Here is a 22003-nt window from a genome sequence, read left to right on the forward strand (position 1 = left end):
CATGCACCCGGTTACGGGCGCTGTCATTGTTTATGGATGACGAGTCAGCGCCAGCAGTCTGGCTGCCACAGCAGCACCATCATGTTTTCCCCGCTCCCATACATCTTCAAACTCATCCAGTACAACGCGGTAATCTCTGCCTTCGCTAACCTCATCACTCAGATAGGAAAACCCGTTAACGTATTTATCTATGGCAAGGAACCGACGGTTACCGAAGAGATACAAATCCGGCAATTCCGTATTGCAGGTCCGGGTTCTCCATTCCCGTTCAAAACGCTCTGCAATCTCCTTTAATCCAAGACCCTGACTCTCCCTGCACTGAAGGATATTGCTGATAAACACCACCGGGCATCCTGAACGCGATATCGCTGACGTGATTCCGTCTACCTGGATATGAGGAAGAATGCTGGTATAGAAGCTTCCTGGACCGAATACAATCAGATCGGCATCCCTGATGGCTTCCAGAACGGCTGGATTGGCACCTGCCGCGTGCCCGTCTGATGTGCGTAAGTCGATATTTCTGATGCCTATTGAGGCATCTGATTCGGCGAGTTTGGTAATTTTATCCTGAGGAGAGACAACCTTCCCGTCATTCAGGGTTGCCGACAGAATAAGATCGTTATTGAGCGAAGAAGGCCAGACGTTACCTGCAATGTCGCACAACTTTTTGAACACAAAAATGGCTGTGTTGATATCCCTGTTATGTGCCAGATAAGCACCGGAAAGAATAAAATTCCCGATACTGCCATTACGGTAATCAAAGTCATTCCCGGCTTCTGCAGCAAAGGTCTTCAGGTAATTTACGATAGCGCCCCTGAGACCGGGCTCCAGCCGTTCAAGTACGGGGTGGTATCCCTCCAGATAGGCTGTAAATTCTGCTCTCGCATCCTGCGACAGCAGATCGGAAGATAAGCGCGTGTTACAGATGCGCACGACATCTCCCGACCGTTTTTCCCCGTGAGCCATCGTCATCAGAGCCTGACGGATATCTCCCACGGACAGCATATCGAGACTCAGCCTGATGGATCTCGAACTCCCGCCACTGTCCCAGGCGGGCACGACGCGGGTCAGAGATATATCATCCCTGCACAAAGCATTATTCAGGGAGCGACAGGCGCTCCCACCTGAAAACAGAACCACTCGTTTCATTTACGTGCTTCCTCACAAGCAATCTCATGCCCAGTACTTCTGATTCAGAAGGGGCCTGATTATATAAAACAGCTCGATCGTGCTCGATCTGGCAGTTTTCATCTTTACACTATGCTCGATTATGATACTTTGTGAGAGGCACGACAAGATCTGGCCGTATTTTTCAGAAGTGAGTTTGCCGGCAACTTCATGAGATAGCATTCATCCGGACGAAACCGGTAGCAGGAAACGCTCCACGCTGCATACGAAGGAAACAGAATTAATGAACGAGAAATTACCGTCCTGCGCTGACACCGGGGTGGAACGTGTCCGTCTTAAAGACGGGGATTACTTTTTCCCTGCTGAACCCGCCATAAAAGCGGATTCTTTGCGGACAAAATCGCTCCTTCATCGTTTTAACCACACCGATCCCGCTCATACGGATCCCCGCCTGCAATTGATGAAAGAGTTGCTGCCTGAATGTGGGGAAGGAGTATCTGTCACCACGCCTTTCCACTGCAGCAGAGGGTATAACATTCGGGCGGGGAAGAATTTCTACTGTAACGTTGACTGCGTCATCCTTGATCTCACTGACGTTATCATCGGGAATGATGTGCAGCTAGGGCCGCAGGTGAATATATATACCGTTAGCCATCCCGTTGACCCCGGCCACCGAAGCACCGGGATCGAATATGTCCAGCCGGTCACCATCGGCGACCGCGTCTGGATAGGAGGGAAATCAGTCATTCTTCCGGGAGTAAAGATCGGCAATGATGTTGTTATTGCTGCCGGGAGTGTCGTGACCTGTGATATTCCGGACAGGGTTGTAGCCGGTGGGGTTCCCGCCAGAGTGTTAAAACATATTCAGTAAGGGAGTGTAACTAAAATGAAACGTTCACATGCTGGAAAAAGTATTCTCGATGAATCCACAATCGCTGAGGGTGTCAATCTTGTTGCTGACAGGCTTAATTCTGATTTCAGCGATGCTGTGATTATTACCGTCGTACCGGGCGGGATATTTTTTACTGCTGACTTAACCAGAAAGCTGAGTTTTGATCTTGAAATGGATTATATTTCCTGCCCACACACGCCCGGTGAGCGCAATAACGCGTCAGAGATTGTTTTCCATAATAATATCGGCATTGAGGGCCGACATGTGATCGTTATCGATGACGCGATCGAGTCCGGTGGAACAATGAAACGGCTTGTGGAGCATCTGACTGAAAAATATAAACCACAGTCAGTATCGGTTGCGGTCCTTTTCGTTAAGCCCGGACGCGTAACCATTCCTGCACACTGTTATTACGCTTATGAAATGGAGAATGATGATCTGCTCGTAGGGTACGGTATGCCCTGGCAGAACAAGTTCCGCAATCAGCCCTTTGTGGCTCAACTGAACAAAGACAACTGAGCCGGCTTCGGGTTAAAAACTAACGATGTCCGCTCCTGGCACAAACCTGACATTGGAGAAATAGTAGGTCAGTTTGGATCGAGGAGCGGAAGTATGCAATCGCTCTCATAGTTGATGTCAGCGGCACGCATGTCAGCCCAGGAAATGTTGTCAGTTACTCTATCCAGGGGACAGGTTCACCAATATGCTTACAGACTGGTGCATTATGCTGAAATACAGTCCTACTGAAGCTACCAAAAAATCCGCTCATGATATAAAGAGAACCTGGCCTGAAGCAGCATGGCGGATTTGAGCAAAGCGCGCCATTCAAAACATAATCATGATGCTAGCCGCGCATGTCGAAGCCGGATTTTTGAAAATCTCTATAAACTTCTGGATTGCTGAAGGCCGGGAATTTGGCTTTATGGGCGGCTGATTTTATCGCTTCGCAATAGGCTCTATTGCCGTTACTGGTTGAGATGCTTAAAGGTGTGCCATCCTGAGCAAATTCCATATGCAACCTGCATTTTTTCCCTTTCCAGTTTTGTGGCTCTTCAATTTCGGCGTTTATTGCCGCCCTGATTGCCCGCGCCTGCGCGCCCCATTCATCCCGATCGTCCCAGCGTCCTGAACCGCAATTACCCGTTGCCGTGGTCTTATGGCAACCGGAAGGGTGTAGCGGCGCGCATCCCGCGGCCAGGTTCACCAGTATAGCCATCATAGCGATTTTCTTTACTGCTTGAGACATTCCCACTTCTTACCCCGCAATCCATTTAAGCTTCAGTAATGTTTCAATATTCTTCCGTAATTCATGACCTCTTTTCAACTACCAATAACGGGTTATAACGTCGGCGACCTGGCTGCCGGTTCCACCTCCGACTAACCGTTCGTTTTTGAACTATGTTTAACACCAGTCAGAATAATAAAATGGTTAAGCATTTATAGGACCTGAGCGGCGGGGCCTCCGTCCGGAGCATTTGAAAGCCAGAACCTCACATAAAAGTGTGCCAACATTTCGTGGGTAATATTAATGTCCGGAGAATAACGTGGTCGGAAAGCTATTGTTGAACTACATGCCAGGGCTACAAAATTTGTTAGCCTACGATAAAAGCTGGCTAAAACATGATGTTAAAGCCGGGTTATCCGTTGCGGCTGTCGCGCTACCCGTTGCTATTGCTTATGCTGAGCTGGCGGGGGTTGGGGCAATAGTAGGGCTGTATTCCTGCATTTTACCGATGATAGCTTATGCACTGTTTGGCTCTTCACGTCAGCTTATTGTTGGCCCTGATGCCACGACCTGCGCGGTGATTGCGGCCGTCGTGTTTCCTCTCTCAGCAGGTAACCCCGAACTGCACTGGCAACTGACGATCATCATGACATTGATGATGGGCGGGTGGTGCCTGCTTGCCAGTAAATTTCGCCTGGGCGCACTTGCCGATCTGCTTTCTCATCCCATTCTTACGGGTTTGCTGAATGGCGTAGCTGTGACGATTATTGTCGGGCAATTAGGCAAGGTTTTTGGGATTAAGCTAGATGAAGCGCAGGTTATTGAGAAAATAATAGCCTTGCCAGGCCGACTTTCGGACAGCCATTTATTAACGATAGGAATATCGCTTATAACGTTAATTATTTTAATGGTTATCAAAACGTACCGCAGCCAGTGGCCAGCACCTTTAATTGCCATTGTGATAACAACGGCACTGGTATGGGGGACATCTGCGCAACAGTATGGTATTGCCACTATCGGTGGGGATGGCTTCCAGTCTGGTTTACCCGTCGTTCACTGGGGGGCGTTCCAGCCCGGTCCGATGCGTGATTTAGTGATCCCGGCGCTGAACCTGGCCCTGGTGAGTTTTGTCAGTCTGATGCTGACCGCCCGCAGTTTCGCCGCAAAAAATGGCTATGAAATTAATGCTGATGCTGAGTTCCGGGCTCTGGGTATTGCGAACATTATGTCTGGCTTATCTCAGGGGTTTGCTATCAGTGGAGCCGATTCCCGGACCGCGGTTAATGATTCCGTTGGTGGGAAAAGCCAGCTGGTTTCCGTGGTTGCAGCCTTACTCATCGGTATCGTCGTGGTATTTTTCACTCAGCCATTACAATATATTCCGGTATCTGCGTTAGGTATTGTTCTAATGTATGCATCGTGGTCATTGATTGATTTACGAGGGCTATGGAACCTGAGGCGCAGAAATAAACAGGCATTTCGCCTGGCTTTCTTCACCTTTGGCTGTGTGTTAATTATCGGCGTTATCCAGGGGATCGGCCTTGCGGTGTTGCTTGGGCTGTTACAGTTCCTTCGTACGGTGTTTCGTCCCTCTGAGCACCTGCTGGGCACTGATGAAGATGGAATGATTCACTCGTTAGGGAATACCACCGATATTAAAATGGTTCCGGGCGTACTGATGTATCGATTTAACTCACCGTTGACCTATTTTAATGTGGCTTATTTTAAACGCCGGGTATTGAACCTGGTTGATGGTGCCGCTTTACAGCCTAAATGGGTGGTGATTGATGCCGTTGCCTGCTTCACCTATTCAGACATCAGTGTCCTGGCAACCATTAATGAGTTAAAGCGTGACCTGAAAGGTCGACAGATTAAATTAATCCTCGCGGGCAGAAAAACGGAATTAACACGCTGGTTTAAAGACAGTCGGCCAACAATGAATGACGATGACATGATTCTGGCACCAGACCTCTATTTGGCACTGCGGTTCATTCAAAGCAAAGAGAGTGCGAGTGAATCTGGTGGAGAGGGATAACTGGTTAAAGCTTGCCCGCCAACCGCGAGCAAGCCACACCCCTTAGCGATACAGCGTCTTTTCCGCAACCGGAATAAGGAGCCCGGATCGCCAGTCCGCGAGCGTCAGCTGCGCAAGCTTACCCAGCGAGGTATAAAACGGATGCCCGGCGTTGTCGACAAACACGGACAGGAAGCGGGGGCTCCACGGCAGCAGGTGCCACGCCAGAAGTTGAGCGCACTCCGCATCGCGGCCGTTCTCGGCCAGCCATGCCGCCAGCAGCAGTAATGTCCCGAAGTGATCTTCCGGTTCATTCTGCTGCATTTCAAATGCGATATTGTTCTCCCGCATCCACTGGCGCAGCGCGAGGGTCGAGTCGCCAAACAGCACGGATTCGCGGTCCAGCCAGACGGAGCCCCACGGTGGAGCGGGCAGGGCGTAAGGGCCAATAAACAGTCGTTGCCAGGCGTCCGTCAGCGGTTCGTCGGCAGACGCGGCAAAGGTGTCGGCTACGGGTCGCAGCGTTTCCGAAGGCAGGGGCCAGTCCTGAACCCATTCGCCCGCAGTGAGGGCCTGCACCAGCGGCGCGGCCTGCTCGCTGTCTGGTGCGAAATAAAACAGCGCACCCAGCACCCGGGCGCTGAACGCGAACGATTCACGATGTGAGACGTCTTTCATTACATCTTCCTTGTTCGCGCGGAGGGTGTCCGCGCGACGGTGTTAAACGATCATACAAACCATAGAATAAACTACGGTCAAGCCATTCACCCGCTACACCTTCTCGATCTGTACCAGATTGGTGTGCTGCGGGTTGCCTTTCGCCAGTGGTGAAGGGCGGTGCGTGGTCAGGGTGTTGATGCATGAGCCGTAGTCGATACGATCGCCACTCATATTGGCGTCGTGCCAGGCGCCCTGGCCCATGGCGCTCACGCCGGGCATGATGCGCGGCGTCACTTTTGCTTCAATTCTCACCTCGCCGCGACGATTAAAGACGCGCACCGTATCGCCGTTCTTGATGCCGCGCTTTTCGGCATCGACGGGATTAAGCCAGACCTCCTGACGGCAGGCCGCTTTCAGCACGTCGACGTTACCGTAGCTCGAGTGGGTACGGGCCTTAAAGTGGAAGCCAAACAGCTGCAGCGGAAACTGCGCACGCTCGGGCGCGTCCCAGCCGTCGAAGGTTGATGCGTAGACGGGCAGCGGGCTGATGGTTTCATCTTTTTCCAGCTCCCAGGTGGCCGCAATCTCCGCCAGCTTACTGGAGTATATTTCAATCTTGCCCGATGGTGTTTTCAGCGGATTGGCTTCCGGGTTCTCGCGGAATTTTTTATAGGCCACGAAGTGGCCGTTTGGATCTTTACGCTTGTAAATACCCATTTTTTTCAGCTCGTCATAGGACGGCAGTTGAGGGTCTTTTTCGAGCATTTTGGCATACAGGTACTGCAGCCACTGTTCCTGCGTGCGTCCTTCGGTAAATTTCTGATGAATATCCGGTCCGAGGCGTTTCGCCACTTCGCTCATGATCCAGTAGATCGGCTTGCGTTCAAACTTCGGCGCGGTCACGGGCTGGAGGAAAATCAGATAGCCCATATTGCCAGCATAATCGTTCGGAATGATGTCTTCCTGCTCGACGGTCATCAGGTCCGGCAGCACGATATCGGCGTACTTCGCTGACGAAGTCATGAAGTTATCGATGACCACGATCATCTCGCACTTGCTTTCATCCTGCAGGATTTCGTGGGTTTTATTGATATCGGAGTGCTGGTTGATGATGGTGTTGCCCGCGTAGTTCCAGATGAACTTAATCGGCACGTCCAGCTTATCTTTCCCGCGCACGCCGTCGCGCAGGGCGGTCATCTCCGGCCCGCGGGCGATGGCGTCCGTCCAACTGAAGCAGGAGATTTGCGTTTTGACCGGGTTGTCCGGCAGCGGCATACGTTCAATGGTGATGGTGTAGGTTGACTCACGTGCGCCGCTGTTACCGCCGTTAATCCCCACGTTCCCAGTCAGAATAGGCAGCATGGCGATGGCGCGGGACGTCAGCTCGCCGTTTGCCTGGCGCTGTGGTCCCCAGCCCTGACAGATGTAGGCCGGCTTCGCGGAGCCGATTTCGCGGGCAAGCTTAACGATGCGATCCGCCGGAATGCCGGTGATGCGTGAGGCCCACTCTGGCGTTTTCGCCGTGTGGTCATCACCCTGGCCGAGAATATACGCTTTGTAGTGACCGTTAGCGGGTGCGCCTTCCGGCAGCGTTTTTTCGTCGTAGCCAACGCAGTATTTATCCAGAAACGGCTGGTCGACCAGGTTTTCGTCGATTAACACCCAGGCAATGCCCGCCACCAGCGCGGCATCGGTACCCGGACGGATCGGGATCCATTCATCCTCGCGTCCGGCTGCCGTATCGGTATAGCGCGGGTCGATGACGATCATGCGGGCGTTGGACCGCTCGCGAGCCTGTTCCAGATAGTACGTAATCCCGCCGCCGCTCATGCGCGTTTCCGCCGGGTTATTGCCGAACATGACCACCAGTTTGGTGTTTTCGATGTCGGACGTGCTGTTACCGTCGTTGCTGCCGTAGGTGTAGGGCATCGCGCAGGCGATTTGCGCCGTGCTGTAGGTGCCGTAGTGGCTCAGAAAACCGCCGTAGCAGTTCATCAGGCGCGCCACCAGCGAAGCGTAAGGGGAGGAGCGGGTGATATTGCCGCCGACAATGCCGGAGGAATAGTTAATGTACACCGCTTCGTTACCGTATTTGGCCGCCACGTCTTTCAGGCTGGCGGTAATGGCGTTCAGTGCCTCATCCCATGTTATGCGCTCGAACTTGCCTTCACCGCGTTTGCCCACGCGCTTCATCGGGTAGTTCAGACGGTCAGGGTGATTGATACGACGGCGAATTGAACGTCCGCGCAGGCAGGCTCGCACCTGATGGTTACCGTAAATATCCTCGCCGGTGTTGTCCGTTTCGACCCAGTACACTTCATTGTCACGTACGTGCAGACGCAGCGCACAGCGGCTGCCGCAGTTGACCGAGCAGGCGCCCCACACCACGGTATCTTCAGGCGGCTGGACGGCGTTCTTCACCGCGGCGGCAGCGCTTTTAAGACCAAACGGAAGCGAGATCCCACCAGCGGCAAGCGCCAGAGAACCAATTGCGGTAGATTTCACGAGAGTTCGACGGCTAATTCCGCCGTGATGTTCAGTATCGGACATGGCTCACCCCATCATTATACCCGTCATACTTCAAGTTGCAGGTGCGTTGGCTGCACTCACTCACCCCAGTCACGTACTTATGTACGCTCCTGGGGATTCGTTCCCTTGCCGCCTTCCTGCAACTCGAATTATTTAGGGTATATAATTGCGTATTATTTTTCCCGAAATGATATCCGGGCTAATGATGGGGTGAGTGTTACTGATTTGGGGGGACTAAATATTAATCCTTATCAAATCAAAGGGGATTGAAGCTCAATTACTGAGGTTCAGCTGCCGCACCACTGCCGGTGCGGGTGTATAAAATTTTAAAGGTGTCGTTGGCGCAGTGGCCCACCACCTGCGTGCCCGCCTGATCGGCCTGGTCGTTAGGCACAATGCTCAGCGTAAAGCCTGACTCAGGCACGCCGTTGTTGATAATCTTCTGCTGAATGTCGCTTTTCACACGCTCGCAGGAATCCGGTGCCGCCAGCGCGGCCGTTGAGGCACTCATTAACAGCAGGGCGGTAATCCAGGGTAACCGTTTCATCTGTAGCTCCTTTTCTCTGTGTAGAGATTAATTTTAGCAGGCTTCGTGTAAACAACTGTATTTGCTAATATGATTGGGAATAATCTCCCTGTACGGTAATAAATGTGAAGAAATACGCAGCGATAACGCTACTGGCAGCAACACTGGTGGGGTGCGACAACAGCTCCGCGCCGCTGTCGTTTACGCCCGAGATGGCGAGTTTTTCGAACGAATTTGATTTTGATCCGCTGCGCGGCCCGGTCAAAGACTTTACTCAGACGCTGTTCAACGAGAAGGGCGAAGTGTCCAAACGGGTCACCGGCACCGTCTCGACGGAAGGGTGTTTCGATACGCTGGAGCTGCACGACCTGGAGGCCAACACCGGAGTGGCGCTGGTGCTGGATGCCAATTACTATCTTGACGCAGAAACCCAGCAGCGAAAAGTGAAGCTCCAGGGGAAATGCCAGCTGGCCGAACTGCCGTCAGCCGGGGTGACGTGGGATACCGACGACAACGGTTTTGTGGTGGCGGCGCACGGCAAAGAGATGGAAGTGAAGTATCGCTACGATACGGATGGCTACCCGCTGGGCAAAACCACCGTCTCCGGGGATCAGCATCTGTCCGTCCAGTCGACGCCGTCTAAAGATCTTCGCAAAAGAATGGATTACTCGGCGGTGAGCATGTTGAATGACAAGCCGCTGGGTAACGTCAAGCAGAGCTGCGATTACGATCGACACAATAATCCGGTGAGCTGCGATCTGACGATCACGGACGACAGCGTCAAACCCGCCGTTGAGCGCAAGTACACCATCAAGAACACGATTGAATATTACTGAGAATAAAACCGCGCAGGTTACTGCGCGGTAGGTCTCAGCAGGCTGGCGCCTGACGGCTTGTGCCCGGCCAGGTGCTGATGCTGGAAGATGCACATGCGAATGGTATTGCGATATTCACCGTTTATAAAGAACTCGTGAATCAGCTCGCCTTCCACCATAAAGCCCAGCTTGCGGTAGATATGGATCGCTTTCTCGTTCTCTTTGTCCACAATCAGGTAAAGCTTGTAGAGATTCAGAACGTTGAATCCGTAATCCATTGCCAGCTTCGCTGCCTGTGAGGCAAGGCCTTTTCCCTGATGCTCAGGGGAGATGATGATCTGGAACTCCGCCCGACGGTGAACGTGGTTGATTTCAACCAGCTCAACAAGACCGGCTTTTTCGCCTTCACACTCCACCACAAACCGACGTTCACTCTGATCGTGAATGTGCTTATCGTAGAGATCGGACAGCTCGACAAACGCCTCGTAAGGCTCTTCGAACCAGTAGCGCATCACGCTGGCATTATTATCGAGCTGGTGGACGAAACGAAGGTCTTCACGCTCCAGCGGACGGAGTTTAACGTCGCAGGATCCAGACATTACGGGGCTACCGTGCGGCCAGTGCGGCGATCCAGGCAGCGCAGAGTGTTAGGCTCCCAGTAGGCATTGACGTTTGCACTTTGCTGACACTTATCGCGCGCGTCAAAAGCGACATCTTCTTTGTCCCACTCTTTTTCAGCACGTTTGTTGACCTTCTGACGAAGGTTACGGGTGTCATTCCATTGTTCTTTGTCCATGGCGGCGTTCTGGCGGCTTTGCGCGCTGTCACCAGACTCAATAACGAGCTTGCTGGTTTCCGCTGTCGCAGAGGCGGCAAAGGCGAACGATGACAGCGCCAGCAGGGCTGTCAGACAAAGGCGTTTGCTTAATGTGGTCATAGCGTTTCCTTTTAAATGGGTGCAGATAATCAAGTTACCCCGTACAGATTCTACACTAAAGCGAAATGACGGCATACCCGCGGAGCAAGTATGGAAAAGTAAAGGGCATCATCAGGTATGATGGTTAAATAAATCCTCACCTGACGTGAAATATGCTTAAAACGACGCTGCTTTTTTTTGCCACCGCGCTATGCGAAATCATCGGCTGCTTCCTGCCCTGGCTCTGGCTGAAGAAGGGAGGAACCGTATTGTTGCTCGTTCCCGCAAGCGTCGCGCTGGCCCTGTTTGTCTGGCTGTTAACGCTGCATCCGGCGGCCAGTGGGCGCGTTTACGCGGCTTACGGTGGTGTTTATGTGTGTACTGCGCTGCTGTGGTTACGCGTGGTGGACGGCATCAAGCTCAGCGCATACGACTGGGCCGGGGCGCTGATTGCCCTGTGCGGTATGCTGATTATTGTGGCGGGATGGGGGCGCGCCTGAGTCCCCGGGTTTTGTGATCGTTAGCTGATTTTATGATCATTATACTTGTATGGTAGTAGGGTTGATGGGTAAATTTCCAGCATCACAACGAACGATGTAAGGAAAGGAATTATGAAGATTGTCGCGGCTGACGTGTTTGTTACCTGCCCGGGGCGGAACTTTGTCACCCTTAAAATCACCACCGATGAAGGGATTGTCGGCCTCGGTGACGCTACGCTAAACGGGCGCGAGCTCTCCGTTGCCTCGTACCTGAAGGATCACCTTTGCCCCCAGCTGATTGGCCGTGATGCGCACCGCATCGAAGACATCTGGCAATTTTTCTATAAGGGCGCCTACTGGCGTCGCGGCCCGGTCACCATGTCGGCCATCTCCGCCGTGGACATGGCGCTGTGGGACATCAAAGCCAAGGCGGCCAACATGCCGCTCTACCAGCTGCTGGGTGGCGCCTCCCGGGAAGGGGTGATGGTCTACTGCCATACCACCGGGCACACCATTGACGACGTGCTGGAAGACTACGCCCGTCATAAAGAGATGGGCTTTAAGGCGATCCGCGTGCAGTGCGGCGTGCCGGGCATGAAAACCACCTACGGCATGGCCAAAGGGAAGGGGCTGGCCTACGAGCCTGCGACCAAAGGCGACTGGCCGGAAGAGCAGCTGTGGTCCACCGAAAAATACCTCGATTTCACGCCGAAGCTGTTCGACGCGGTGCGCAGTAAATTCGGCTTTAATGAACATCTCCTGCACGACATGCACCACCGCCTGACGCCAATCGAAGCGGCGCGCTTCGGCAAGAGCATCGAAGAATTCCGCATGTTCTGGATGGAAGATCCAACGCCTGCGGAAAACCAGGCGTGCTTCCGCCTGATCCGCCAGCATACCGTTACGCCCATTGCGGTGGGGGAAGTGTTTAACAGCATCTGGGACTGCAAGCAGCTCATCGAAGAGCAGCTTATCGACTATATTCGCACCACCATTACCCACGCGGGCGGCATTACCGGGATGCGTCGCATCGCGGACTTCGCCTCGCTTTATCAGGTGCGCACCGGCTCGCACGGCCCGTCGGATCTCTCGCCCGTTTGCCACGCCGCCGCGCTGCATTTCGACCTGTGGGTGCCAAACTTTGGCGTCCAGGAGTATATGGGCTATTCCGAACAGATGCTGGAGGTCTTCCCGCACAGCTGGCGCTTTGATAACGGCTATATGCACCCGGGCGACAAGCCGGGGCTGGGCATCGAGTTTGATGAAAAACTGGCAGCGAAATACCCCTACGATCCGGCCTATCTGCCGGTAGCCCGTCTTGAAGACGGCACGCTGTGGAACTGGTAAACGAGGAGCGAACGATGAAAAGCGTAGTGATTCAACAGCCGAACGAACTGGTGATTGAAGAGCGGCCACGCCCGGAGCCAGGCGCAGGTGACGTCCGCGTCAAAATCACGCTGGCGGGGATCTGCGGTTCGGACAGCCACATCTATCGCGGCCATAATCCGTTTGCGAAGTATCCACGCACGATCGGCCACGAATTTTTTGGCGTGATTGACGCCGTGGGCGAGGGCGTAGACAGTGCCCGTCTGGGCCAGCGCGTCTCGGTTGACCCGGTGATCAGCTGCGGGCATTGCTACCCGTGCTCCGTCGGAAAACCGAACGTCTGCACCTCGCTGGTGGTGCTGGGGGTTCACCGTGACGGCGGCTTCAGCGAATATGCGGCAGTGCCCGCTAAAAATGCCTGGCCTATCCCGGATGACATTCCCGACCGACACGCCGTCATGGTTGAGCCCTTTACCATTGCCGCCAACGTAACGGGGCAGGCGAAACCGACGGAACAGGACGTCGCGCTGATTTACGGCGCTGGCCCGATGGGGCTGGTCACCGTGCAGGCGCTGAAAGGCGTCTATAAGGTCAAGCAGGTTATCGTGGTAGACCGCATAGACGAGCGCCTTGAGATGGCCCGGCGCAGCGGCGCGGATTGGGTCTTTAATAACGGCGAGCAGTCACTGCAGGCCGCGCTGGAGGAAAAAGGCATCAAACCGACGTTAATCATTGATGCCGCCTGCCATCCATCTATTTTGCAGGAAGCGATAACCCTGGCCTCTCCGGCGGCGCGCATCGTGCTGATGGGCTTCTCCAGCGAGCCGAGCCAGATTGTTCAGCAGGGCATTACCGGCAAAGAGCTGGCGATCTTCTCCTCGCGCCTCAATGCCAACAAATTCCCGGTCGTCATCGACTGGCTGAAGAGGGGACTGATCGACCCGGAAAAACTGATCACCCATACTTTTGACTATCACCACGTAACAGACGCCATCGAACTGTTTGAGAAAGATCAGCGGCAGTGCTGCAAAGTCTTACTCACGTTCGGCCAATAATCATTTACGCGATTAAGGGCCTGCGCAGACAGGCTCTATGTGGTTCGCATCTTACCTTTCAGAGATAGCCATCATGACACAAGCACAACCGCAACGATCCACTGCCGATCTGGTGAAAGCCGCCGTTTCCGGCTGGCTCGGCACCGCTCTGGAGTTTATGGACTTTCAGCTTTACTCGCTGGGGGCAGCTCTGGTCTTCCATGAGATCTTCTTCCCCGAACAGTCAGCCGCGATGGCGCTGATCCTGGCGATGGGGACCTACGGCGCAGGCTATATTGCGCGCATAGTTGGCGCCTTTATCTTCGGCAGAATGGGCGACAGCATTGGCCGTAAGAAGGTGCTGTTCATCACCATCACCATGATGGGGATCTGCACCACGCTGATTGGCGTCCTGCCGACCTATGCGCAGATCGGGATTTTTGCCCCGGTTCTGCTGGTGACGCTGCGCATTATTCAGGGGCTCGGGGCCGGGGCTGAGATTTCCGGAGCCGGGACCATGCTGGCGGAGTACGCGCCGAAAGGGAAACGCGGCATCATCTCCTCGCTGGTGGCGATGGGCACTAACTGCGGGACGCTGAGCGCCACGGCGATCTGGGCCATCATGTTCTTTGCCCTTGACCGTGAAGAGCTGCTCGCCTGGGGCTGGCGCGTGCCGTTCCTCGCCAGCGTCGTGGTGATGATCTTTGCCATCTGGTTGCGTATGAACCTCAAGGAGAGCCCGGTCTTTGAGAAAGTGAACGATGCCCAAACCGTGCAGCCGGACACATCGCTCGGTTCAATGGTGAAAAGCAAATCCTTCTGGCTGGCGACCGGCCTGCGTTTCGGCCAGGCGGGCAACTCGGGTCTGATCCAGACGTTCCTCGCGGGCTATCTGGTCCAGACGCTGCTGTTCGATAAGGCCATCCCTACCGATGCGCTGATGATAAGCTCCATTCTCGGGTTTATCTCCATCCCGCTGCTGGGCTGGCTTTCTGATAAAGTAGGGCGCCGTCTGCCGTACATTATTCTCAATATCTCCGCCATTCTGCTCGCCTACCCGATGCTGTCGATCATTGTCGATAAGAGCTATGCGCCGGGGACGATCATGCTCTCTATCATCGTTATCCATAACTTCGCCGTTCTGGGTCTGTTCGCGCTGGAAAATATCACCATGGCGGAGATGTTTGGCTCGCGAAATCGCTTTACCCGTATGGCTATCTCGAAAGAGGCGGGCGGTCTGGTAGCTGTGGGCTTTGGTCCGGTACTGGCGGGGATCTTCTGCAATATGACCGGCTCCTGGTGGCCGATTGTTGCCATGCTGGTGGCCTATTCCGTGATTGGGCTGCTCTCGGCGATCCTGATGCCGGAAGTGCGCGACCGTGATTTGAGCGCGGCGCAAGACGCAGCGGAGTCCTCACCAGAAGAGCGTGTGGGTTACGGCGCGATCTCCTCGCGGCGCTAATGGTTTATATCTTGAGTGACTTATCACACAACTTTATATTTATGTCACACCACATGAGCAAAAGTTAATATAAATCAAAATCTCAAACGTCAGTATCAGTATGGTTGATGGCAGTTATTTTTTTACCCCAACTACCATTCTAGTTGGTGTAGTCAGCAGGCGCAGCCGCTTCAGAAGGAGCGGCAGCGAACCACAGCTTTCTAATTAACGAGTCTTAATCATGGAAAATACCTTATTACAGGCCAACGCGACGCTGCCTCAGTACGATCGCGACAGCCTTAAAGCACGCATCGTTCATTTAGGCTTTGGCGCATTTCACCGGGCGCATCAGGCAGTGTATGCCGATATCCTCGCCGCTGATCACGGCAGCGACTGGGGTTACTGTGAGGTTAACCTGATTGGCGGCGAGCAGCAGATTGCCGATCTGAACGCGCAGGATAATCTCTATACCGTGGCGGAGATGTCTGCCGATGCGTGGACCTCCCGCGTGGTGGGCGTGGTCAAAAAGGCCCTCCATGCGCAGGTAGACGGGCTGGAGACGGTGCTGGCAGCGCTGTGTGAACCGCAGGTGGCGATTGTCTCGCTGACCATCACCGAGAAAGGCTACTGCCACTCACCGGCGACCGGGCAACTGATGCTCGATCACCCGTTTATCGTCGCCGACCTGCAAAACCCGCACCAGCCGAAATCTGCGCCGGGTGTAATCGTGGAAGCGCTGGCGCGTCGCAAAGCGGCGGGTCTGCCGGCGTTTAGCGTGATGTCCTGTGACAACATGCCGGAGAACGGCCACGTGATGCGCAATGTCACCTGCGCGTATGCCCGTGCGGTAGACGGTGAGCTGGCGGACTGGATCGAGGCTAACGTCACCTTCCCGTCAACCATGGTGGATCGCATCGTGCCCGCGGTCACCCCCGAAACGCTGGATAAAATTGAACGGCTGACCGGCGTTCGCGATCCGGCGGCAGTAGCCTGTGAACCGTTCCGTCAGTGGGTGATCGAAGATAACTTTGTTGCGGGCCGTCCGGAATGGGAAAAAGCTGGCGCCGAGCTGGTGTCGGACGTGATCCCGTTTGAAGAGATGAAGCTGCGCATGCTCAACGGCAGCCACTCGTTCCTGGCGTATCTGGGCTATCTGGCTGGATACCAGCATATCAACGACTGTATGGAAGATAAGAACTACCGCCTCGCCGCGCACGCGCTGATGCTTGACGAGCAGGCGCCTACGCTGAAGGTCAAAGGCGTTGATTTAGGTCGTTATGCCGATCTCCTGATTGCCCGCTACAGCAACCCGGCCCTGCGCCATCGGACCTGGCAAATTGCGATGGACGGCAGCCAGAAGCTCCCACAGCGTATGCTGGATTCCGTGCGCTGGCACCTGGTGCATCAGAAACCTTTCCCACTTCTGGCGCTGGGCGTGGCAGGGTGGATGCGCTATGTCGGCGGCGTGGACGAGCAGGGTAACGCTATTGACGTGAGCGATCCGCAGCTGGCGGTGATTCAGGCGGCGGTGAAGGGCAGTGCGGAAGGGGAAAGCCGGGTCAAGGCGCTGCTCGGCATCGAAGCCATCTTCGGCAAAGAGTTACCGCGTGAAGCCGTCTTTGTTGATGCGGTGATGACCGCGTACCGGACGCTGCTGCAACAGGGCGCGAAAGCGACCATGGCCCAATACGTCTCTCAACGGTAATTCAGCACATGCCGCCGTTCGCGGCGGCATGTCTGCGCACAGCTTAGTGCATCCCCAGGCGAATCAGCTCAATCGGCTCGAACTTACCTTCGCATCCTTCCACTTCAACCGTTTTGCTGCGGCGCACCTGCGCGGCATCCAGCCCGTCGCTGTGGATCGCTTTAATCACGCCAGTTTTGCCCGTGCCGCTAATCATGACGCGGCTGCCGGTGGTGATTGCATTGCGGTTACGGTCGTATGTCATCATGGTATTTTCTCCTCTCTAACCTGTTCGTTACGGCGCTATTTCAGGGTTGCCGTTCACGGAGCATATAAATACGCCTGTCTGCATCACATGTTTTTGTTTTTGATCAAACTCACACTTTTTTCTTTATTGTGTTGGGCACTGACGGTTCACGACAGCAATTTACAAAGCAGACCGTTATTTTCATTAATTGATAGTTTCGAAAGGGAAGCGTTGAGGGTTGGTTTATATTCCCGGTGCCATTCTGGGTACAGGAAATAACCCTTTCATTGGAATAAGGAGTCAGGCTTATGTATAAGAAGATTTTGATGCCTGTTGATGTGTTTGAAATGGATTTGAGCGACAAAGCGGTTCGCCACGCGGCAAACCTTGCAAAGGCAGAGGGCGCCTCGATTACCCTGGTCAATATTCTGCCGGCCAGCAGTCGGTCCCTGCTGCGCGGATTTAACGCCGATATTAAAAAGTTCGAAGAATATATGACTGAAGAATCCGGGAAGAAAATGAACGCGTTAAAAAGACTGTTCGATATCTCGCCGGAGAAAATTGACACCCTGGTTCGCTTTGGCAACGTCCGCGATGAAATTATCAGGCTGAGCAAGGAAGGGGAATATGACGTGATTGTCATCGGGTCGAAAAATCCGGGCATCACCACCCATCTGCTGGGATCAAATGCGGAATCTATCCTGCGCTACGCCACAATTCCGGTGTTAGTCGTTCGCTAAACCCATCGCCGCGTCCGAAAGGGGGCGGCGTAAAATTACTCTTCGCTAAACCACTCGCTATTTTCCTGACGAATCAACTGCACGGATTCGCTGATTTCCTGCAGATGCAGCGTCATCGCTTTTTCCACAGCGTCCGCATCGCGTTTTTCCAGCGCGCTGAAAATATCATGATGCTGTCGGAGCAACATTTCCGGCGGGGAGACGTGATCGAGGCTCATGTAGCGCACGCGGTCAATGGTGGCCTTGATGTTCTCGATGGTGTCCCAGGCAAGCTGGCAATCGGCTATCTGCGCCAGTTTCTGGTGGAATTCATCATCAAGCTGGAAGAAGTCATTCAGCTGCTTACGGTCAATCGCAATCCGCTGCTGATGCAGGTTCTGCTCCAGCAGGTAACACTGGTTGTCGTTGATGAGCGTTGCGGCACGGCGCGCCACCGCGCACTCAATGGCCTGGCGAACGAAACAGCCGTTGCGCACCTGAGAGAGTGAAATTTTGTTCACGTAGCTGCCGCGCTGCGGGCGGATCTGAATCAGACCGTTTTCCGCAAGCTTAATAAACGCTTCACGCACCGGCTGACGGGAAACGTCAAACCGCACGGAGACCTCTTTTTCTGAAAGCGGCGTTCCCGGTGGGATCAGACAATGGACAATATCACGTCGCAAAATGCGATAGATTTGCTGGTTTACGGGCTGGGTGGGATTGAGTTGCGATTCAGCGGCCATGAGTTGTCATTTCTCAGAGAGTTAGCCCGAACATACTACCATTCTTTTATAATCCGAAACAGACCCGGCCCGCAGGCCGGGAAGGGTAGATTTAGCCACGATGGACGCTAAGTCCGGCAAAACTCTGGCTGACTGGCATCATTTCTACGGTATTGATGTTGACGTGTTTTGGCAGCGTCGCCACCCACCAGACCGTTTCGGTGACATCTTCCGGCGTCAGGGCGTTCGCGTTTTCATAGGTTTTGTCTGCTTTCACGTCATCGCCTTTGAAACGCACGTTGGAAAACTCGGTGCCACCCACCAGGCCCGGCTCGATGTCGGTGACGCGGATGGCGGTGCCGTGCAGATCGGTCCGCAGGTTAAGGCTGAACTGGCGCACAAACGCTTTCGTCGCGCCATACACGTTGCCGCCCGCGTAAGGCCAGCTCCCGGCGGTGGAACCGATATTGATAATGTGGCCACGATTACGCTCAACCATGCCCGGCAGCACCGCGCGGGTCATATAGACCAGCCCTTTGTTGTTGGTGTCGATCATGTTTTCCCAGTCTTCCACGCTGGCTTTGTGGGCAGGCTCCATGCCCAGCGCCAGACCGGCATTGTTGACCAGCACGTCGATGGCGCGCCATTCTGCTGGCAGATTCGCAATCATCTCTTCGATCGCCGCGCGGTTACGCACGTCCAGCTGCGCGGTCAGGATGCTGTCGCCTAGTTCGTCTTTGAGCTCCTGTAAACGCTCCTGACGGCGGCCGGTCGCGATAACCTTGTGCCCGTTGGCGACGAAGCGACGCGTGATGCTTTCACCAAAACCTGCCGTTGCCCCGGTAACTAAAATAATCATCTCACTGTTCCTCAACGCTTTTTGTGTTGTACTAACATAGCACGGCCGCAGAGGGTGCGTTAAGGCAACATTTGTATGACAGCGTTGCAGGGGATGGCGGCCTGGCCTACTCTGGGAGGATACCCGTACTCAGGAGCGAAAGATGACGGCCACGAATCCCTTTTTTAACATCAGCCTGCTGCCTTACCAGGCCCCCCATTTTGATGAGATCAACGACAGCCACTATCGTCCGGCCTTCGATGAAGCCCTTCGCCAGAAGCGGGCGGACATTGACGCGATTGTCTCTCAGGCCGCTGCGCCTGACTTCACTAACACCGTGCTGGCGCTGGAGAAAAGCGGCGCTTTGCTCTCGCGCGTCAGCAGCGTGTTCTTCGCCATGACTTCCGCGCACACCAATCCGTATTTACAGGCGCTGGAGGAACAGTTCTCCACCGAGCTTGCCGCGCTGGCAAACGACATCTGGCTGAATGACGTACTGTTCGCCCGCGTGGAGAGCGTCTGGCAGGACCGTGCCGCGCTGGACGCCGAATCCCGTCGTCTGGTCGAGGAGACGTATCAGCGGTTTATTCTGGCCGGCGCGCGTCTGAATGAGACAGAAAAAGCCGAGCTGAAGGCGCTGAATACCGAGGCGGCTTCCCTGACCAGCCAGTTTAACCAGCGTCTGCTGGCTGCCGATAAAACGGGTGGGCTGGTGGTGGATTACGCGCACCAGCTTGACGGGCTCAGCGCCGGTGAGATCGCTGACGCGGCGCAGGCTGCCGCGGAGCGAGGGCTAAACGATCGCTGGCTGATCCCGCTTTTGAACACCACCCAGCAGCCCGCGCTTTCCGCGCTGCGCAATCGTCAGACGCGCGAAAACCTGTTCAACGCAGGCTGGACGCGTACCCAGAAAGGGGATGAAAACGATACCCGCGCGCTGATCCTGCGTCTGACGGCGCTACGTGCACGACAGGCCCGTCTGCTGGGCTTTGAGGATTACGCCAGCTGGAGCATCGCCGATCAGATGGCGAAAACCCCAGCCGCCGCGCTGGAATTTATGCGCGGCATTGTGCCTGCCGCCTGCGCCCGTGCGGAACGCGAGCAGGCCGATATTCAGAAAGTCATCGACGACGAGCAGGGCGGTTTCACCGTGCAGGCCTGGGACTGGGCCTTTTATGCGGAGCGCGTGCGCCAGGCAAAATATGCCCTTGATGAGTCGCAGATCAGGCCCTACTTTGCGCTCAATACCGTGCTGCAGGATGGCGTATTCTGGGCAGCCAGTCAGTTGTTTGGCATTCGCTTCGTCGAACGATTCGATATCCCGGTGTATCACCCGGACGTCCGCGTATGGGAAATTTTCGACCACACCGGTGAGGGCATGGCGCTGTTTTACGGTGACTTCTTTGCCCGTGATTCCAAGCAGGGCGGGGCATGGATGGGGAATTTCGTCGAGCAATCCTTCGAGTTTGCTGCCCGTCCGGTGATCTACAACGTCTGTAACTACCAAAAACCGGCGAATGGCGGTGTCGCGCTTCTCTCCTGGGATGACGTGATAACCCTGTTCCACGAGTTTGGCCATACGCTGCACGGTCTCTTTGCCAGCCAGCGGTTCGCCACGCTTTCCGGCACCAATACGCCGCGTGATTTTGTTGAATTCCCGTCGCAAATCAACGAGCACTGGGCCAGCCATCCACAGGTGTTTACCCATTATGCGCGCCATTACGAAACCGGTGAGCCGATGCCGGACGCGCTGCGGGAAAGCATGCTCAACGCGACCCATTTCAACAAGGGTTATGACATGACCGAACTGCTGGCTGCCGCACTGCTGGACATGAACTGGCACGGCATCAGTGAGGCCGTTTCGAGCGTGGAGGATTTTGAAGCGGCTGCGTTGAAAAAAGAGGGACTGGATCTGCCCGCCGTACCGCCGCGCTATCGCAGCAGCTATTTTGCCCATATCTTCGGCGGGGGCTACGCGGCGGGGTATTACGCCTACCTGTGGACGCAGATGCTGGCGGACGATGGCTACCAGTGGTTTGTCGAACAGGGCGGCCTGACCCGTGAAAACGGGCAGAAATTCCGCGAGGCGATTTTGTCCCGTGGTAACAGCACGGATTTAGCCGAACTGTATCGCAACTGGCGCGGGCACGATCCGAAGATTGAGCCGATGCTGGAGAATCGCGGGCTGAGCGCGTAAAACCGCCGTTAGCAAATAACAGAACCGGGCTTCGCGCCCGGTTTTTATTGTTTTTCCCGCAACGACTATTCGAATTCAGAATGAATAAATTGCCTGACCTGAAGTATCGAATTCAGGTTAAGTTTTTGCCCAATATTATTGGTGTAGGTATAGACAGTTTTGGGGGACAGGTAAATTTTTCTTGCAGCAGCAACCGTGTCATCAGTATCCAGCAGGGCGAAAAGTGTCTTTTTCTCCTGTTCTGAAAGCATGCTCAGACTTCTGCAGCGCGCGATGTGGTTCAACGCATATTCTGATGAATACGTCTGACCGCCCGTAAGCTGCTTTCGAAACTCCATAAAGCACGATTTCCTGTAGATTGTCACAAGCGGTTCGAGAACTCTTGAACTGACATCCTTGCCACCGATGAAGATCATTTCATGCTTTTCAGTGAGTTTCTTTCTTTTCAGAAGGTTGAAAATGGCACCCAGGCTTCGGAATGATTCAATATCTACGACGCAAACCTTTCTGCTGGGGGACGCTTGCTGGAGGATGACAGACAGCGCTTTATTCAAGAAAACATCTTTCGTCAAAATTATGTGAGGCATAAACATAACCAAAACATCTCAGAA

At 54.5% G+C, this 22003-nt stretch carries 22 protein-coding genes; 11 read left to right on the top strand and 11 right to left on the bottom strand.

The features are described from left to right. Nucleotides 1–30: 30 nt before the first annotated feature. A complete protein-coding gene (locus AC4IC4_RS10405) occupies nucleotides 31–1149 on the bottom strand; it encodes a gluconeogenesis factor YvcK family protein (RefSeq protein ID WP_463726640.1) in 1119 nt (372 codons plus the stop codon). Nucleotides 1150–1411: 262 nt separating this feature from the next. Here AC4IC4_RS10405 and AC4IC4_RS10410 point away from each other — a divergent pair, with 262 nt between their 5' ends. Both AC4IC4_RS10410 and AC4IC4_RS10415 read left to right on the top strand, forming a co-directional pair. After that, entirely contained in the window at nucleotides 1412–1999 is a 588-nt protein-coding gene (locus tag AC4IC4_RS10410) for a sugar O-acetyltransferase (RefSeq protein WP_473702442.1), read from the top strand. A gap of 15 nt (nucleotides 2000–2014) precedes the next feature. Beyond that, nucleotides 2015–2539, top strand: coding sequence for a phosphoribosyltransferase (locus AC4IC4_RS10415; RefSeq protein WP_463726642.1), 525 nt, complete (start codon nucleotides 2015–2017; stop codon nucleotides 2537–2539). A gap of 325 nt (nucleotides 2540–2864) precedes the next feature. On the opposite strand, the gene AC4IC4_RS10420 is transcribed toward AC4IC4_RS10415, so the two are convergent. Continuing rightward, nucleotides 2865–3266 carry a cell envelope integrity TolA C-terminal domain-containing protein gene (locus tag AC4IC4_RS10420; protein WP_491472682.1) on the bottom strand — a complete coding sequence of 134 codons (402 nt, stop codon included), beginning with the start codon at nucleotides 3264–3266 and terminating at the stop codon, nucleotides 2865–2867. Between the two features lie 298 nt (nucleotides 3267–3564). On the opposite strand from AC4IC4_RS10420, the gene AC4IC4_RS10425 reads away from it, so the two are divergent. Beyond that, complete coding sequence (locus AC4IC4_RS10425) at nucleotides 3565–5280, top strand: SulP family inorganic anion transporter (RefSeq protein WP_491472683.1); 1716 nt, start codon at nucleotides 3565–3567, stop codon at nucleotides 5278–5280. Nucleotides 5281–5322: 42 nt separating this feature from the next. Here AC4IC4_RS10425 and dmsD read toward each other — a convergent pair whose 3' ends face one another. The 3 genes from dmsD to AC4IC4_RS10440 all read right to left on the bottom strand — a co-directional run bounded on the left by dmsD (nucleotide 5323) and on the right by AC4IC4_RS10440 (nucleotide 8995). After that, a complete protein-coding gene (gene dmsD, locus AC4IC4_RS10430) occupies nucleotides 5323–5937 on the bottom strand; it encodes a Tat proofreading chaperone DmsD (RefSeq protein ID WP_491472684.1) in 615 nt (204 codons plus the stop codon). A gap of 93 nt (nucleotides 5938–6030) precedes the next feature. Beyond that, nucleotides 6031–8469 carry a selenate/tellurate reductase subunit YnfE gene (gene ynfE, locus AC4IC4_RS10435; RefSeq protein WP_491472685.1) on the bottom strand — a complete coding sequence of 813 codons (2439 nt, stop codon included), beginning with the start codon at nucleotides 8467–8469 and terminating at the stop codon, nucleotides 6031–6033. A gap of 256 nt (nucleotides 8470–8725) precedes the next feature. Then, the gene (locus AC4IC4_RS10440; protein ID WP_024909100.1) at nucleotides 8726–8995 is read right to left on the bottom strand and encodes a DUF1161 domain-containing protein; all 270 of its coding nucleotides are present in this window, start codon (nucleotides 8993–8995) and stop codon (nucleotides 8726–8728) included. Between the two features lie 104 nt (nucleotides 8996–9099). Between AC4IC4_RS10440 and AC4IC4_RS10445 the strand changes: the two genes are divergently transcribed. Then, nucleotides 9100–9810 carry a YnfC family lipoprotein gene (locus AC4IC4_RS10445; RefSeq protein ID WP_491472686.1) on the top strand — a complete coding sequence of 237 codons (711 nt, stop codon included), beginning with the start codon at nucleotides 9100–9102 and terminating at the stop codon, nucleotides 9808–9810. A 17-nt stretch (nucleotides 9811–9827) separates the two neighbouring features. On the opposite strand, the gene speG is transcribed toward AC4IC4_RS10445, so the two are convergent. Together speG and AC4IC4_RS10455 are read right to left on the bottom strand one after the other, a co-directional pair. Beyond that, nucleotides 9828–10388 (bottom strand): spermidine N1-acetyltransferase, encoded by a 561-nt coding sequence (speG, locus tag AC4IC4_RS10450; RefSeq protein ID WP_491472687.1) that lies wholly within the window; start codon nucleotides 10386–10388, stop codon nucleotides 9828–9830. Then, nucleotides 10388–10726 carry a DUF1283 family protein gene (locus AC4IC4_RS10455; RefSeq protein WP_028017573.1) on the bottom strand — a complete coding sequence of 113 codons (339 nt, stop codon included), beginning with the start codon at nucleotides 10724–10726 and terminating at the stop codon, nucleotides 10388–10390. Before AC4IC4_RS10455 ends, speG begins: the two co-directional genes overlap by 1 nt. A 152-nt stretch (nucleotides 10727–10878) precedes the next feature. Here AC4IC4_RS10455 and AC4IC4_RS10460 point away from each other — a divergent pair, with 152 nt between their 5' ends. From AC4IC4_RS10460 to AC4IC4_RS10480, 5 genes are all read left to right on the top strand, one after another. Further along, nucleotides 10879–11205 (top strand): YnfA family protein, encoded by a 327-nt coding sequence (locus AC4IC4_RS10460; RefSeq protein WP_491472688.1) that lies wholly within the window; start codon nucleotides 10879–10881, stop codon nucleotides 11203–11205. Nucleotides 11206–11316: 111 nt separating this feature from the next. Continuing rightward, the gene (manD, locus tag AC4IC4_RS10465; RefSeq protein WP_063145672.1) at nucleotides 11317–12531 is read left to right on the top strand and encodes a D-mannonate dehydratase ManD; all 1215 of its coding nucleotides are present in this window, start codon (nucleotides 11317–11319) and stop codon (nucleotides 12529–12531) included. A gap of 14 nt (nucleotides 12532–12545) precedes the next feature. Then, nucleotides 12546–13565, top strand: coding sequence for a Zn-dependent oxidoreductase (locus AC4IC4_RS10470; protein WP_491472689.1), 1020 nt, complete (start codon nucleotides 12546–12548; stop codon nucleotides 13563–13565). Nucleotides 13566–13638: 73 nt separating this feature from the next. Beyond that, nucleotides 13639–15006, top strand: coding sequence for an MFS transporter (locus AC4IC4_RS10475; protein ID WP_024909095.1), 1368 nt, complete (start codon nucleotides 13639–13641; stop codon nucleotides 15004–15006). Between the two features lie 220 nt (nucleotides 15007–15226). Beyond that, the gene (locus tag AC4IC4_RS10480; RefSeq protein ID WP_491472690.1) at nucleotides 15227–16690 is read left to right on the top strand and encodes a mannitol dehydrogenase family protein; all 1464 of its coding nucleotides are present in this window, start codon (nucleotides 15227–15229) and stop codon (nucleotides 16688–16690) included. Nucleotides 16691–16733: 43 nt separating this feature from the next. On the opposite strand, the gene ydfZ is transcribed toward AC4IC4_RS10480, so the two are convergent. Beyond that, nucleotides 16734–16937, bottom strand: coding sequence for a putative selenium delivery protein YdfZ (gene ydfZ, locus AC4IC4_RS10485; protein WP_014883679.1), 204 nt, complete (start codon nucleotides 16935–16937; stop codon nucleotides 16734–16736). Between the two features lie 287 nt (nucleotides 16938–17224). Here ydfZ and AC4IC4_RS10490 point away from each other — a divergent pair, with 287 nt between their 5' ends. Beyond that, nucleotides 17225–17656, top strand: a complete 432-nt coding sequence (locus AC4IC4_RS10490; RefSeq protein WP_048989540.1) for a universal stress protein — start codon at nucleotides 17225–17227, stop codon at nucleotides 17654–17656. Between the two features lie 35 nt (nucleotides 17657–17691). Here AC4IC4_RS10490 and AC4IC4_RS10495 read toward each other — a convergent pair whose 3' ends face one another. Together AC4IC4_RS10495 and ydfG are read right to left on the bottom strand one after the other, a co-directional pair. Beyond that, the gene (locus tag AC4IC4_RS10495; protein WP_090417139.1) at nucleotides 17692–18378 is read right to left on the bottom strand and encodes a GntR family transcriptional regulator; all 687 of its coding nucleotides are present in this window, start codon (nucleotides 18376–18378) and stop codon (nucleotides 17692–17694) included. Nucleotides 18379–18469: 91 nt separating this feature from the next. Then, nucleotides 18470–19216, bottom strand: a complete 747-nt coding sequence (gene ydfG / locus AC4IC4_RS10500; protein WP_491472691.1) for a bifunctional NADP-dependent 3-hydroxy acid dehydrogenase/3-hydroxypropionate dehydrogenase YdfG — start codon at nucleotides 19214–19216, stop codon at nucleotides 18470–18472. A 142-nt stretch (nucleotides 19217–19358) separates the two neighbouring features. Between ydfG and dcp the strand changes: the two genes are divergently transcribed. Then, nucleotides 19359–21392, top strand: coding sequence for a peptidyl-dipeptidase Dcp (dcp, locus tag AC4IC4_RS10505; RefSeq protein WP_417927316.1), 2034 nt, complete (start codon nucleotides 19359–19361; stop codon nucleotides 21390–21392). A 65-nt stretch (nucleotides 21393–21457) separates the two neighbouring features. On the opposite strand, the gene AC4IC4_RS10510 is transcribed toward dcp, so the two are convergent. After that, on the bottom strand, nucleotides 21458–21946 hold the full coding sequence (locus tag AC4IC4_RS10510) for a helix-turn-helix transcriptional regulator (protein WP_196243986.1): 489 nt from the start codon (nucleotides 21944–21946) through the stop codon (nucleotides 21458–21460). Between the last annotated feature and the right edge of the window lie 57 nt (nucleotides 21947–22003).

This window comes from Enterobacter sp. Taxon_2, from assembly GCF_058355295.1.

Bases quoted from the DNA above. Each gene is read 5' to 3' on its own strand.
- AC4IC4_RS10405 (WP_463726640.1), bottom strand. From the start codon at position 1,149: ATGAAACGAGTGGTTCTGTTTTCAGGTGGGAGCGCCTGTCGCTCCCTG.
- AC4IC4_RS10410 (WP_473702442.1), top strand. From the start codon at position 1,412: ATGAACGAGAAATTACCGTCCTGCGCTGACACCGGGGTGGAACGTGTC.
- AC4IC4_RS10415 (WP_463726642.1), top strand. From the start codon at position 2,015: ATGAAACGTTCACATGCTGGAAAAAGTATTCTCGATGAATCCACAATC.
- AC4IC4_RS10420 (WP_491472682.1), bottom strand. From the start codon at position 3,266: ATGTCTCAAGCAGTAAAGAAAATCGCTATGATGGCTATACTGGTGAAC.
- dmsD (WP_491472684.1), bottom strand. From the start codon at position 5,937: ATGAAAGACGTCTCACATCGTGAATCGTTCGCGTTCAGCGCCCGGGTG.
- ynfE (WP_491472685.1), bottom strand. From the start codon at position 8,469: ATGTCCGATACTGAACATCACGGCGGAATTAGCCGTCGAACTCTCGTG.
- AC4IC4_RS10440 (WP_024909100.1), bottom strand. From the start codon at position 8,995: ATGAAACGGTTACCCTGGATTACCGCCCTGCTGTTAATGAGTGCCTCA.
- speG (WP_491472687.1), bottom strand. From the start codon at position 10,388: ATGTCTGGATCCTGCGACGTTAAACTCCGTCCGCTGGAGCGTGAAGAC.
- AC4IC4_RS10455 (WP_028017573.1), bottom strand. From the start codon at position 10,726: ATGACCACATTAAGCAAACGCCTTTGTCTGACAGCCCTGCTGGCGCTG.
- AC4IC4_RS10460 (WP_491472688.1), top strand. From the start codon at position 10,879: ATGCTTAAAACGACGCTGCTTTTTTTTGCCACCGCGCTATGCGAAATC.
- manD (WP_063145672.1), top strand. From the start codon at position 11,317: ATGAAGATTGTCGCGGCTGACGTGTTTGTTACCTGCCCGGGGCGGAAC.
- AC4IC4_RS10470 (WP_491472689.1), top strand. From the start codon at position 12,546: ATGAAAAGCGTAGTGATTCAACAGCCGAACGAACTGGTGATTGAAGAG.
- AC4IC4_RS10475 (WP_024909095.1), top strand. From the start codon at position 13,639: ATGACACAAGCACAACCGCAACGATCCACTGCCGATCTGGTGAAAGCC.
- AC4IC4_RS10480 (WP_491472690.1), top strand. From the start codon at position 15,227: ATGGAAAATACCTTATTACAGGCCAACGCGACGCTGCCTCAGTACGAT.
- ydfZ (WP_014883679.1), bottom strand. From the start codon at position 16,937: ATGATGACATACGACCGTAACCGCAATGCAATCACCACCGGCAGCCGC.
- AC4IC4_RS10490 (WP_048989540.1), top strand. From the start codon at position 17,225: ATGTATAAGAAGATTTTGATGCCTGTTGATGTGTTTGAAATGGATTTG.
- AC4IC4_RS10495 (WP_090417139.1), bottom strand. From the start codon at position 18,378: ATGGCCGCTGAATCGCAACTCAATCCCACCCAGCCCGTAAACCAGCAA.
- ydfG (WP_491472691.1), bottom strand. From the start codon at position 19,216: ATGATTATTTTAGTTACCGGGGCAACGGCAGGTTTTGGTGAAAGCATC.
- dcp (WP_417927316.1), top strand. From the start codon at position 19,359: ATGACGGCCACGAATCCCTTTTTTAACATCAGCCTGCTGCCTTACCAG.